The organism is uncultured Acidaminococcus sp. (assembly GCA_900538365.1).
Classification (GTDB): Bacteria; Bacillota; Negativicutes; order Acidaminococcales; family Acidaminococcaceae; genus Acidaminococcus.
Map to the genome: position 1 here is coordinate 1 of UPXT01000010.1, position 12,358 is coordinate 12,358.

The 12,358-nt window shown below is 52.6% G+C and carries 10 protein-coding genes, 2 rRNA genes and 1 other annotated feature; of the genes, 7 read left to right on the forward strand and 5 right to left on the reverse strand.

Annotation, left to right across the window (positions count from 1 at the left end):
- Window positions 1-327: ribosomal RNA gene (locus QZQ08_RS03315) — 23S ribosomal RNA — on the forward strand; the annotation flags it as partial.
- 82 nt (window positions 328-409) lie between these two features.
- Window positions 410-526, forward strand: a 5S ribosomal RNA gene (gene rrf / locus QZQ08_RS03320).
- 173 nt (window positions 527-699) lie between these two features.
- Here the strand turns inward: rrf and QZQ08_RS03325 are convergent.
- Window positions 700-936: a hypothetical protein gene (locus QZQ08_RS03325; protein WP_296327829.1), complete on the reverse strand. Its 237-nt coding sequence runs from the start codon at window positions 934-936 to the stop codon at window positions 700-702.
- Between the two features lie 708 nt (window positions 937-1,644).
- On the opposite strand from QZQ08_RS03325, the gene QZQ08_RS03330 reads away from it, so the two are divergent.
- The 5 genes from QZQ08_RS03330 to QZQ08_RS03350 are packed head-to-tail and all read left to right on the forward strand — an operon-like array spanning window position 1,645 to window position 7,282.
- Window positions 1,645-3,090, forward strand: coding sequence for an aminotransferase class I/II-fold pyridoxal phosphate-dependent enzyme (locus QZQ08_RS03330; RefSeq protein WP_296327832.1), 1,446 nt, complete (start codon window positions 1,645-1,647; stop codon window positions 3,088-3,090).
- Window positions 3,091-3,103: 13 nt separating this feature from the next.
- A complete protein-coding gene (gene speE / locus QZQ08_RS03335) occupies window positions 3,104-3,955 on the forward strand; it encodes a polyamine aminopropyltransferase (protein ID WP_296327835.1) in 852 nt (283 codons plus the stop codon).
- Window positions 3,955-4,812 carry an agmatinase gene (gene speB, locus QZQ08_RS03340; RefSeq protein ID WP_366140921.1) on the forward strand — a complete coding sequence of 286 codons (858 nt, stop codon included), beginning with the start codon at window positions 3,955-3,957 and terminating at the stop codon, window positions 4,810-4,812. Before speE ends, speB begins: the two co-directional genes overlap by 1 nt.
- Before the next feature lie 14 nt (window positions 4,813-4,826).
- Entirely contained in the window at window positions 4,827-6,086 is a 1,260-nt protein-coding gene (locus tag QZQ08_RS03345; protein ID WP_296327841.1) for a saccharopine dehydrogenase family protein, read from the forward strand.
- Complete coding sequence (locus tag QZQ08_RS03350) at window positions 6,086-7,282, forward strand: carboxynorspermidine decarboxylase (protein ID WP_296327844.1); 1,197 nt, start codon at window positions 6,086-6,088, stop codon at window positions 7,280-7,282. The genes QZQ08_RS03345 and QZQ08_RS03350 overlap by 1 nt, the downstream gene beginning before the upstream one ends.
- A 52-nt stretch (window positions 7,283-7,334) precedes the next feature.
- On the opposite strand, the gene ilvN is transcribed toward QZQ08_RS03350, so the two are convergent.
- The 4 genes from ilvN to QZQ08_RS03370 all read right to left on the reverse strand — a co-directional run bounded on the left by ilvN (window position 7,335) and on the right by QZQ08_RS03370 (window position 12,305).
- Window positions 7,335-7,835, reverse strand: coding sequence for an acetolactate synthase small subunit (gene ilvN, locus QZQ08_RS03355; protein WP_296327846.1), 501 nt, complete (start codon window positions 7,833-7,835; stop codon window positions 7,335-7,337).
- Window positions 7,832-9,550, reverse strand: coding sequence for a biosynthetic-type acetolactate synthase large subunit (ilvB, locus tag QZQ08_RS03360; RefSeq protein WP_296327849.1), 1,719 nt, complete (start codon window positions 9,548-9,550; stop codon window positions 7,832-7,834). The genes ilvN and ilvB overlap by 4 nt, the downstream gene beginning before the upstream one ends.
- Window positions 9,551-9,583: 33 nt before the next feature.
- Window positions 9,584-10,597: a ketol-acid reductoisomerase gene (gene ilvC, locus QZQ08_RS03365; RefSeq protein WP_296327853.1), complete on the reverse strand. Its 1,014-nt coding sequence runs from the start codon at window positions 10,595-10,597 to the stop codon at window positions 9,584-9,586.
- A 90-nt stretch (window positions 10,598-10,687) separates the two neighbouring features.
- Window positions 10,688-10,933: a binding site (T-box leader), on the reverse strand.
- A 124-nt stretch (window positions 10,934-11,057) separates the two neighbouring features.
- Window positions 11,058-12,305: an ATP-binding protein gene (locus tag QZQ08_RS03370; protein WP_296327856.1), complete on the reverse strand. Its 1,248-nt coding sequence runs from the start codon at window positions 12,303-12,305 to the stop codon at window positions 11,058-11,060.
- Window positions 12,306-12,358: the final 53 nt, after the last annotated feature.

The window sequence follows — 12,358 nt, forward strand, 5'->3', positions numbered from 1 at the left end:
CGTGAGCTGGGTTCAGAACGTCGTGAGACAGTTCGGTCCCTATCCATCGCGGGCGTAAGAGATTTGAAGGGGGCTGCTCCTAGTACGAGAGGACCGGAGTGGACGGACCGCTGGTGTACCAATTATCCTGCCAAGGGTATAGTTGGGTAGCTACGTCCGGAACGGATAAACGCTGAAAGCATCTAAGCGTGAAACCATCCTTAAGATGAGATCTCTCATAGAGTAATCTAGTAAGACACCTTGAAGATTACAAGGTTGATAGGCAGGATGTGTAAGCACAGCAATGTGTTAAGCTGACCTGTACTAATATGTCGAGGGCTTGACTTAAGAGCCAAGTTTTCATCGAAGTCCAAAAGGACAAGAAAGTCTCTTCATGAAGTTTTGAGGGCTCATGCCTTCAACTAAAAAATCCGGTGGCGATAGCTAAGGGGTTCCACCTGTTCCCATGCCGAACACAGCAGTTAAGCCCTTAAACGCCGAAAGTACTCGACTGGAAACGGTCCGGGAGGATAGGAAGCTGCCGGTTGGATTGACACCTCACTTGCCTTGTGCAGTGGGGTGTTTTTCTTATACCCGGATGTATTCTTGAGATTGGATTGGCCTGCGTTTCTTTCTCTAGATTTCTTTTATTGAGCTTCTTTATTCGAGGTACTTCCGTCCTCTTTATTCCTATAAGGATTGATGGTCTTCTGGCGGTACTTATTCCTTGAGCATATCTTCCAAAAAATCATCTTTTCTCTGCTGCGGCGATTTTTCTCTTGGGAGGTTCCTTTGCTGCGATGAGAGAGTTGATGGAAGCACTTGGGAATGATTTTCTTTACCGCCTTCTATTATATAAGGAAAGGCATGGAGATGGCGGCTTCCTATGAAGAGATGAATAGCTGCATCGGAAAGAGATTTTTTATGACGAAGGACTTCCTTGCGCTTGCGCGCCATGGGAAGTCCTTTTTTTTAGAGGATGCAACAGGATGAAGCGGTACTCGCCGCGCGTTATGGAGCTTTTTTGCTGACCCAGGTATTTTGAGATGCCTTGGATTCTTTTAGGGGAAGAGCGGAAGCTTCTGCCGTGTTATCTCCTATTATTGAACGTTCTTTCCCTTCTCTTTTCTATTCCCAAAATGGCCGATTGTTCGGAATGGGAGAAAGAACCCCTTGCGGCAATTTTTCCTTTGCATCAAGGAAGAACGCCTTGCTGACAGCGGGAAAAATTCTTTGTGTTATCTTCTTTGTAAAAATTTCGCAAATTGATTGACATGATTTTTTCCATATGATACTATATTTTCACTTTGAGGGAGAAAACAATCTCCTCCTTCAGGGAGCAATTGTACGGGACCAAGTTTTTTAAGGCCATACGGACAGCCGGGTCCCAATGCCGATTGGCGGCATTATGCTGCCTTATTGATTGAGCTTCGGCTCAGTTTCCAAGAGTTGGTGACTTGATAACCATGAAGTATAAACGCCACTTGTAAACGATCAATAGGAGTAGTAAAAGTAGAATTGCTATATAGACTCTGATCACGTTCGTTGGGGTCCTTCTGCCCGTAAGGAAGACCCATAGGAAGAGATTCCAAGCAAGCTGCGTTTATACGCGGCTTGCTTTTTTATTTTGTTTGATAGGGGGAGCAAATCTTGCACAATGAAGCCATGTTAAAACGGCAGCGGCGGGCTCCAATCTATGAAGCACTGCAGCGTTTTCGGGAAATGAGGGTCGTCCCTTTTGACGTGCCAGGTCACAAAAGGGGACGGGGCAATCCGGAACTGACGGCCTTTTTGGGGGAAAAGTGCGTAGGTGTCGACGTCAACAGCATGAAGCCCCTGGATAACCTCTGTCATCCCCATTCCGTCATCAGGGAAGCGGAACAGCTGGCAGCGGAAGCCTTTAGGGCCAGTGAGGCTTTTCTCATGGTCGGCGGCACGACAAGTTCCGTCCAGACCATGATCCTTTCGACGTGCAAGCGGGGGGACAAGATTATCCTGCCCCGCAACGTCCATAAGAGCGTCATCAATGCCCTCGTCCTTTGCGGCGCCATTCCGGTTTATGTCAATCCGGAACTCAATGGGTGCTTGGGGATTTCCTTGGGCATGAGGCGGGACCAGGTGAAAAAAGCCATTGAGAGGAATCCCGATGCTGTCGCCGTCCTTGTCAATAATCCGACCTATTACGGCATTTGCAGCGACCTTCGGGCCATCGTCAAAATGGCCCATGAAGCGGGCATGAAGTGCCTTGCCGATGAAGCCCATGGCACCCATTTCTATTTCGGCAATGGCCTGCCTGTTTCGGCCATGGCGGCCGGTGCCGATATGGCGGCTGTTTCCATGCATAAAAGCGGGGGCAGCCTGACCCAGTCGAGTTTCCTTTTGACGGGACCGAATGTCCATGCCGGCTATGTGCGGCAGATCATCAACCTGACGCAGACCACAAGCGGCAGCTATCTCCTTATGTCGAGCCTTGATATCAGCCGCCGCCTCCTTGCCCTACACGGCCGGGAAATCTTCCATAAAGTCGTTGATATGGCGGAATATGCCCGTCAGGAAATCAATGACATTGGCGGCTACTATGCCTTTGGCCGGGAACTGATGAACGGCGATTCGGTCTTTAATTTCGATACGACAAAGCTCAGTGTCCATACGCGGGAAATCGGCCTTGCAGGCATCGAAGTCTACGATATCCTCCGCGATGATTATGATATCCAGATTGAATTTGGTGATATCGGGAACATCTTGGCCTATCTTTCCATGGGGGACCGCATCCAGGAACTGGAGCGGCTTGTTAGCGCCTTGGCAGAAATCCGCCGCCGCTACCAGAAAGATCCGGCAGGCATGCTGACCGAGGAATTTGTCGAGCCCGAAGTCGTCATCAGCCCTCAGGGCGCTTTTTATGCCGAAAAGGAAAGCGTGCCCTTAGAAGAGGGCTTGGGCCGCATCTGCAGCGAATTTGTCATGTGCTATCCGCCGGGTATCCCCATCCTTGCACCGGGCGAACGGATTACGGAAGCCATCTTGGAACATATCCAATATGCCAAGGAAAAGGGCTGCAGCATGACCGGGTCCGAAGACCTTGAGCTGAAACGAATCAATGTACTGAAATGAGGGGAAATGAAATATGGAATTTTGGTTCAGTGAATTTCATACACCGGATGTAAAACACAGCATCCGTGTCAATCGCCATCTTTATTCCCGTCAAAGCGAGTTCCAGCATATCGATGTTTTTGAAACACCGGAATTTGGCCGTGTCCTCGCCTTGGACGGAAATGTCATGCTGACGGAACGGGATGAATTCATTTACGACGAAATGATTACCCATGTACCCATGGCGGTCCATCAGAACTGCCGCAACATCCTTGTCATCGGCGCCGGCGACGGCGGTGTCGTGCGGGAACTGACGCGCTATGACCGCGTCGAATCCATTGACCTTGTAGAAATGGATCCTGCCGTCATTGAAGCGTGCCGCAACTTCCTGCCCGGCAATGCCTGCCGCCTGGATGACAGCCGTGTCCACATCCATTTTGAAAATGCCCTGAAGTTCATCCGCCGCTGTGAAGCGGTCTATGACCTTATCATCGTCGATTCGACAGACCCCTTTGGCCCGTCGGAAGGGCTCTTTACGAAGGAATTCTACGGCTCCTGCTACCATGCCCTCAAGGCGGACGGCATCATGGTGAACCAGCAGGGGAGTCCCTTCTATCATGAGGACGCTGTGGCCATGCAGCGGAGCCATCAGCGCATTGCGAGCACCTTCCCCATCAGTAAGGTCTATCAGGCCCATATTCCGACCTATGCAGCCGGCTACTGGCTCTTTGGCTTTGCAAGCAAGAAGTACCATCCCATCAATGATCTCAATGTGGAAGAATGGGAAAAGCTCCATCTCCACACGCGCTACTACACGCCGCGCCTTCATGTAGGGTCTTTCTGGCTGCCGGCCTTCCTGGAAGAGATGCTGCGGGAGGTGGAATGATGCTTGCCCCCAATGTGGAAACCTTCCTTGCCTGTGATGCGCCTTATGAAAAGGCCCAGATTGTCCTCTTTGGAGCACCTTTTGATTCGACGACGAGCTATCGCCCGGGAACGCGCTTTGGCCCGTCCGCCATCCGTCACGAAAGCTTTGGCCTTGAGACCTACAGTCCCTATCAGGATAAGGACCTGGAAGACTATGCCGTCTTTGACAGCGGCGATTTGGAACTGCCTTTTGGCAGTCCCCGCAGGGCCCTTGATGCCATCCGCGAACGGACGGAGACCATCCTTCGTGATGGTAAGCTGCCCCTCCTTCTGGGCGGGGAGCACCTCGTGACCTTGGGCGCCTTTGAGGCGGTCCTTGAAAAATATCCAGACCTGCACCTCATCCATTTTGATGCCCATACGGACCTGCGGGAAGATTATTTGGGCGAACCCTTGAGCCATGCCTGCGTCATCCGGCGCTGCTATGACCTTATTGGTGACGGCCGGATCCATCAATTCTGCATCCGCAGCGGCCTCAAGGAAGAATTTTCCTTTGCCCGGACCCATACAGATTTCCACCCCTTTGGCTTTGACGGCCTCAAGGAAACGGTGGACCGCCTCAAAGAAGAAGGCGTCCCTATTTACTTTACCATTGACCTTGACTGCCTCGACCCGGCGGCTTTTCCCGGAACGGGTACGCCTGAATCGGGCGGCGTCTGGTTCCCCGGTCTCCTGCAGGCCATCCTCATGGTCGCAAAGACCTGGGTTGTGGCCAGCGACGTCAACGAACTGTCCCCCCATCTTGATGCCAGCGGCGCGTCCACGGCCCTTGCCTGCAAGGTCGTGCGGGAACTCTTGCTGACCCTTGTGAAATAGAAAAGGAGAAGAACATGAGCAAAGTACTTGTTATTGGCTGCGGCGGTGTCGCTTCTGTGGCGATCCAAAAATGCTGCATGGTGAGCGCTGTCTTTACGGAACTGTGCATTGCAAGCCGGACGAAATCCAAATGCGATGACCTTAAAAAGAAACTGGAAGGCAAGACGAAGACCAAGATCACGACGGCCCAAGTCAATGCCGACCATGTGGACGAACTCGTGGCCCTTATCAATGAAGTAAAGCCCGACCTTGTCATGAACATCGCCCTTCCCTATCAGGACCTGACCATCATGGATGCCTGCCTCATCTGCGGCGTGAACTACATGGATACGGCCAACTACGAACCAGAAGACACGGACGATCCGAAATGGCGTGCCATCTACGAAAAGCGCTGCAAAGAAGCCGGTTTTTCCGCTTACTTTGATTACAGCTGGCAGTGGGCCTACCGCAAGAAATTTGAGGAAAAAGGCCTCATGGCCCTTCTGGGCTGCGGCTTTGACCCGGGCGTGACCCAGGCCTACTGCGCCTATGCCAAAAAGCATGAATTTGATACGATCGACACCATCGATATCCTTGACTGCAACGGCGGCGATCATGGCTATGCCTTTGCGACGAACTTCAACCCGGAAGTGAACCTGCGGGAAGTGTCGGCGCCCGGTTCCTACTGGGAAGATGGCCACTGGGTCGAAATCCCGGCCATGAGCATCAAACGGGAATATGATTTTGATGCCGTAGGCAAGAAGGATATGTATCTTCTCCATCATGAAGAAATTGAAAGCCTCGCCCAGACCATTCCCGAAGCAAAGCGCATCCGCTTCTTCATGACCTTTGGCCAGAGCTATCTGGACCACATGCGCTGCCTTGAAGATGTGGGCATGCTGTCGACGACGCCCGTTCAGTTTGAAGGTCATGAAATTGTCCCCATCAAGTTCCTCAAGGCCCTCCTGCCTGACCCGGCAAGCCTTGGCCCCCGCACGAAGGGCAAGACCAACATTGGCTGCATCTTTACGGGCAAAAAGGACGGCAAGGACAAGACTTGGTACATCTACAACATCTGCGACCATGAAGCGTCCTTCAAGGAAGTGGGAAGCCAGGCCATCAGCTACACGACGGGCGTTCCTGCCATGTGCGGTGCCCTCATGATGCTGACGGGCAAGTGGAACAAACCCGGCGTCTATACGGTGGATGAACTCAATCCCAATCCCTTCCTCGATGCCCTTGACCAGTATGGTCTTCCCCGGAGCATCAAAAAAGACCCTGTCTTGGTGCCGTAATGGAAGACCAGAAGCCCTTTCGGGGCCTTCAGGGAAAAACGCCGGAAGCCCTTTTTGGCAAGCTTCGGACGCCTTGCTACATCCTTGATGAACGTATCCTGCGGGAAAATGGCAAAGCCCTCAAGGACCTGATGGACCGGACGGGATGCCGCGTCCTCTTGGCCCAAAAAGCCTTTTCAAACTATGATCTCTATCCCGTCCTTGCGCCGTATCTCGCAGGGACGGAAGCAAGCGGCCTTTATGAGGCCCGTCTGGGCCGGGAAAAGATGCCCCAAGGAGAGGTCCATGTCTTTTCCGGCGCCTACCGAGACGATGAAATGGATGAGGTCCTTCAGTATGCCGACCATGTGGTCTTTAATTCCCCAAGCCAGCTGCGCCGCTTTGGCCTGAAGGCAAAAAAAGCGGGAAAGAGTCTTGGTCTTCGGATCAACCCTGAATGCTCGACCCAGGAAGGCCATGACATCTATGACCCCTGCGCGCCGGGAAGCCGGCTTGGAACGACGCGGAGCGCGTGGGATAAAGGTATGACGGAAGAGCTCGTCTCCCTTTTGGACGGCCTTCATTTCCATACCCTCTGCGAGCAGGACGCGGGCGACCTTGCCGTCACTTTTGCTGCCGTGGAGGAAAAGTTTGGCAATGTCCTTCCCCGCATGAAATGGCTCAATATGGGCGGCGGCCATCACATCACGCGCCCGGGCTATGATTTTGCGACGCTGGAAAGTGTCATCCGTAAGGCCCAGGAAAAATGGGGTATTATGGTCTATCTCGAGCCTGGGGAAGCCTGCGCCTTAAGCGCCGGCTATCTTGCGTCCCGCGTTCTTGATACGGGGGAAAATGGCGGCACGCAGCTTGCCATCCTTGATACGAGCGCGGCCTGCCATATGCCGGACGTCATTGAAATGCCCTACCGTCCGCCCCTTTATGGTACGCAGGAAGCGGGAAAGACGCCTTATACGTATCGCCTTGGCGGTCCGACCTGCCTTACAGGGGACATCATTGGGGACTATGCCTTTGACGGGCCCCTTGACGTGGGGGATCTGGTCCTTTTTGGCGACATGGCCATTTACACGACCTGCAAGAACAACACCTTTAACGGCATGCCCCTGCCCGATATCTACATCTGGCATGAATCAGGGGAACTGGAGCGGATCTGCCATTTTGGCTATGAGGATTTCCGCTGCCGCTTAGGAAAATAAAGCATATAGAAAAAGCACTGTGAAGAGGAGTTCTTCACAGTGCTTTTTTGTGTTAGCAGTGCTTCAAGGGAACGAGCCCTCGTGAAAGGGAAATCTGCCCGGTGCGGGCAATTTCCAGGATTTCATATTGGTAGAGCATAGCCAAGGTGGCTTCCACATGATCTTCCCGGCCTGTAATGCGAAAGACCAGGGATTCGGGCTGGACGTCAACAATCTTGGCATGAAAGAGTTCCGCCAGGTTGGAAAGTTCGCAGCGAATCGATGGTGTGGGGCACTTGACCTTTACCATGGCCAGTTCGTAGCTCACATACGGAGCTTCATCAAGGTTAACGACCTTGATGACATCGATGAGTTTTGCCAGCTGGTTGATGGCCTGGTCCAGTTCGGCCTTATTTTCCACGGTGACGACGATGTTGATGCGCGTCACGTCCGGTTCTTCCGTATAGCCAGCATTGATACACTCAATATTGATGGCGCGGCGGCTGATGAGGCCGGCAACATGGGTCAAGACACCGGGTTTGTTGTCGCAGAGGATGGCTAAATGCTGTCTCATTGAGGAGCACCTTCTTTCCATTCTGGATCGGTAAGGATCATTTCATCAAGGCGCCTGCCGCCGGGAACCATGGGGTAGACTTTCTGTTCCGGCGGAATGATCACCTTAAGCAGGGCGGGTCCCGGTGTTTCAAAAAGCTGGTCCAGCCCCTGTTTAAGGTCGTCAGGGGAAGTGGCTGTAAAACTTGGTACATCCATGGCGCGGGCGACCTTTGCCATATCAGGAAAATCATTGATAACGGATGCCGCCTGTCTTCCGCCGTAGAAGAGGCGCTGCCACTGGTTGACCATACCCAGGACCCCGTTTTGGAGAACAATGACTTTGACTTCGACCGCATAGCGGTGAAGGGTGGAAAATTCCTGGCAGTTCATGAGAATGCTGCCATCTCCCGTAAAGAGGACAACCTTGCATTTAGGGCAGCCTATCTTGGCTCCCAGAGCTGCCGGAAGACCATACCCCATGGTTCCCAAACCACCGGAAGTAATGAAGCGGCGTGGGGCTGCAAGGGGAAAGAACTGGGCGGCCCACATCTGGTGCTGTCCCACATCGGTTACGATGACCGTATCCTCATCGGTATAGGTTTTGGCAGCGGTAAAGAGTGCTTCTGGCGTGATGACGCCTTTTTGGGGCACTGAGGCGAAGGGATGCTGTCTTTTGTTGAGAAGGACCTTCTCGCGCCAGGGTCCATATTGGGCTTGGAGGGACTTTTCGTCAAGGGCTTTGATCTTTTTGATAAAAAGGGGAAGGGACCAGCGCAGGTCCCCGTTGACGCTGATATCGGCATGGACAATCTTGTTGATTTCGACCTTATCGATATCGAAATGAACAATCTTGGCGTTGGGGGCAAAGTTTTCCACGTCACCGGTGACGCGGTCATCAAAGCGTGCCCCAAAGCTAAGGAGCAGGTCACAGTCGGTAATGCCCATGTTGGACGCATAGGACCCGTGCATACCGGCTAGCCCCAGCTGAAGGTCCCAACTGTCGGGGATGGCCCCTTTGCCCATGAGGGTTGTGACAACAGGAATTCCAAGGGATTTTACAAGCGTGCGGAGCAAGGACGCCGTTTCACTGAGAATCAGGCCGCCCCCCGTGAGGATGAGGGGCTTCCTGGCTTCTTTGAGGGCCTCGACGGCTTTGTCGATGTCTTTTGTGTCACCCCTGATGCTGCCCTTATAGCCGCGGAGGTGGACCGAATCGGGGTAGGAGAAGTCAAGTTCGGCATCAAAGACATCTTTAGCAATATCGACAAGGACCGGACCGGGCCGTCCCGTGGAAGCAATGTAAAAAGCTTCCTTGATGACACGGGGCAGTTCCTTGACGTTTTTTACAAGATAGTTGTGTTTGGTAATGGGGGTCGTAATACCCGAAATATCCGCTTCCTGAAAGGAGTCACGGCCGATGAGGGTGGTGGCGACCTGACCGCTGATGACAACCAGGGGAATGGAATCCATGGCCGCTGTGGCAATGCCTGTCACCATATTGCAGACACCTGGTCCGGAGGTGGCAAAGGCAACTCCTGTATGTCCCGTTGCCCGGGCGTAGCCGTCTGCCGCATGGACAGCTCCCTGTTCATGACCGGTAAGGACATGGGTAATGTCCGATTGATCCAGTTCGTCATACAGCGTTAGGACAGAACCGCCGGGGTAGCCGAAGACCACCTGAACCTGGTCTTTTTTGAGGCACTCAATGAGGGCCCGTGCACCAATCATCTTCATGATGGTCTCCTTTTCTCTCCCGTTGGGGGCTTATCAGTCTTTTTGGTCGTTGTCGTGGAGCCAGGGCATCATATCGCGCAGTTTGGCACCAACCGTCTCCAAAGGATGCTGGGCGGCCTGTCTGCGCAGAGCCTGGAAGTGGGCCCTTCCGCCAGCTTTATTTTCAAGGAGCCAGTCCTTGGCGAAGGTCCCATCTTGGATATCGGAAAGGACTTCCTTCATGGCTTTTTTGGTGGCTTCTTTCGGGACAACCCGTTTGCCGCTTGTATAGTCACCATATTCTGCCGTATCGCTGATGGATTTTCTCATCTTGGCCATGCCGCCTTCATACATGAGATCCACAATCAGCTTCATCTCATGGAACGTTTCAAAATAGGCAATTTCCGGCTGATAGCCTGCTTCGCATAAGGTCTCGAAGCCATTGGTGATAAGCTGGCAGATACCGCCGCACAAAACGGCCTGTTCCCCAAAAAGGTCCGTTTCCGTTTCTTCTTGGAAGGTCGTCTGGATGACACCGGCTCTGGTTCCCCCAATACCGCGGGCATAGGCCAGGGCAAGATCGAAACACTTTCCTGTCGCATCCTGTTCAACGGCAAAGACATCGGGGACACCGCCGCCTTCGACAAAGGTTCGGCGAACAAGGTGACCTGGGCCCTTGGGGGCGACCATGAAGACATCTACATCAGCAGGGGGCACAATCTGTTTGAAATGGATGTTGAAACCATGGGCAAAGGCAAGGGCACTGCCTTTTTTGAGGTTCGGACCGATTTCGTCCTTATAGACATCGGCCTGTTTTTCATCAGGGATGAGGACCATGGTGACGTCCGCCTCAGCAACCGCTTCACTGACCGTCTTGACGGAAAGACCCGCTTTTCGGGCAGCTTCTGCAGAATGGCTGCCCTTATAAAGCCCTACGACAACATCTACACCGCTTTCCTTGAGATTCAGGGCATGGGCGTGTCCTTGGCTGCCATAGCCGATGATGGCGATTTTCTTTCCCTTCAGTACTTCCCAATTGACATCCTGATCATAAAATACCTTTGCCATGTTCTTTACCTCTTTCTCTTTTTTGCAGGGGGGTTGATACGTTTGGTCGGCATCGATGCCGTTTTTGCTAAAATAAAAAGATCCGTCCCTTTAAGGGACGGATCCAAAAGTCCGCGTTACCACCCTGATTCCTGGCCTCTTACGAGATCCAGACGCTCTCAAACGTACCAACATACGCGTTTCCTATAACGGGGAACGGCCGTCAGCACTTACCGCCAAAGCTTCAGCACTTCTCTTCAGGGAGGATTTTCACAAGCGATCCCAACACCGGCTCGCACCAACCGCCGGCTCTCTGGAGCGGTCACGCCCGTTACTCTTTCCCGTCGTTAGATTTTTTGCTATGGACTTGTTAAAAAGTATGAATGCATTGTAGCGAAAAAATGGCAATGCGTCAACAAAAAAATCATATTTCTTCTAAATACACCATAAAATAAATTAAAGTGTAATCTTAGGAACAGAATTAAATAGATTTGTCCTTTTTTAGAAAACACTGCCCCACATACCATATCACAAACTGATGGGCAATCCGTCCATTGCGCCCAGAATGTTCCATTTCCCAGCGCACGGCTTCGACTCGGAGTTCTTCTTGGGAAAGCGCAATCCCTTTTTTGGACAGTTCATGGGCAATGATATCAAGATATTCTTCTTGGGACAGCTTGCCATAATGAAGGATGAGTCCAAAACGGTCTGAAAGGGAGATGGACTCGTTCGTGTGGTCGTCACGGTAGACGTCTTCTGTATCATCCTTCCGGTTCATCCAGGTTTCTTTGATGAGATGGCGGCGGTTGCTTGTCACATAAAGCAGGACGTTTTCCGGCTGGGGCGTGACGCTGCCGTCAATGGCTGATTTGAGGATCTTGTATTCCTGTTCTCCCTCGTCAAAGGATAGGTCATCCAAAAAAAGCACAAAACGATAGTGCTTTTCTTGACCGAGGAGGGATAGGAGACGGGGCAGGTGGTCCAGTTGGGTTCGCTCCATTTGGACAAGGCGCAGACCTTTTTCTCCAAAGCGGGAAACCATGGCTTTGACCAGGGTGGATTTTCCCGTTCCCCGAGCCCCGGTGAGCAGCACATTGTTACCCTTCTTTCCTGCTGCAAAAACGGCCGTATTGTCAAGAATAGCTGTTTTTTGCGCCTCGTAGCCCAAAAGATCCCTGTCGTCGTAATGGGGAAAATCGGAAATACCGACAAGGAGGCCGTCTTCATCAAGGCGAAAGGCGTCAAATTCAGAAAAAAGACCGGATCCATAGCTTTCGTAGTGGGACAAAAGGATTGTTGCCCCTTCGTCCGGGTCCTTGGCCGATAAGAGGGCCTGCAAAAGAGCCATTTCCCCTTTGCGGGCATGGTGTACCGTGGGCTCGTAATGAGCTAGGAGCGGGGACAGGGAAAGGTCACACGGATCCAGGAAAAGATAGGGCCAGAGAAGCGATAGGTCATGCTGGATGGCCTTTTTGAGGGAGGGTCCTGCCTCCTGCCCTTTTTCCAGAAAGCGGGACAGGGGAAGGCTGGCGCCTCCCAAAAGGTGGACGAGATAAGTGGCCGGAAGGCGGCCCCAAAGCCCTAAGGTCTCGGCTTTTTCCACAAGCTGGGCACTTAAGGAAGGGGCTGCCTTACCGCTTTGGCCGGCTTTGGAAAGCGCTGCTATGACAGGATCTGCCAAAAGACCGTGGAAGGCCAGGAGTGCTTCCAGGGGCGGTAGGTTTAGCATGGGATTCCTCCTTTATTATGAAAAAAGGAGCTACTTAAGGCAGCTCCTTGTGG

What these genes read in the sequence shown, in the direction of transcription:
- QZQ08_RS03325 (WP_296327829.1), bottom strand. Translation starts at nt 936, where the DNA reads ATGGCGCGCAAGCGCAAGGAAGTCCTTCGTCATAAAAAATCTCTTTCC.
- QZQ08_RS03330 (WP_296327832.1), top strand. Translation starts at nt 1,645, where the DNA reads ATGTTAAAACGGCAGCGGCGGGCTCCAATCTATGAAGCACTGCAGCGT.
- speE (WP_296327835.1), top strand. Translation starts at nt 3,104, where the DNA reads ATGGAATTTTGGTTCAGTGAATTTCATACACCGGATGTAAAACACAGC.
- speB (WP_366140921.1), top strand. Translation starts at nt 3,955, where the DNA reads ATGCTTGCCCCCAATGTGGAAACCTTCCTTGCCTGTGATGCGCCTTAT.
- QZQ08_RS03345 (WP_296327841.1), top strand. Translation starts at nt 4,827, where the DNA reads ATGAGCAAAGTACTTGTTATTGGCTGCGGCGGTGTCGCTTCTGTGGCG.
- QZQ08_RS03350 (WP_296327844.1), top strand. Translation starts at nt 6,086, where the DNA reads ATGGAAGACCAGAAGCCCTTTCGGGGCCTTCAGGGAAAAACGCCGGAA.
- ilvN (WP_296327846.1), bottom strand. Translation starts at nt 7,835, where the DNA reads ATGAGACAGCATTTAGCCATCCTCTGCGACAACAAACCCGGTGTCTTG.
- ilvB (WP_296327849.1), bottom strand. Translation starts at nt 9,550, where the DNA reads ATGAAGATGATTGGTGCACGGGCCCTCATTGAGTGCCTCAAAAAAGAC.
- ilvC (WP_296327853.1), bottom strand. Translation starts at nt 10,597, where the DNA reads ATGGCAAAGGTATTTTATGATCAGGATGTCAATTGGGAAGTACTGAAG.
- QZQ08_RS03370 (WP_296327856.1), bottom strand. Translation starts at nt 12,305, where the DNA reads ATGCTAAACCTACCGCCCCTGGAAGCACTCCTGGCCTTCCACGGTCTT.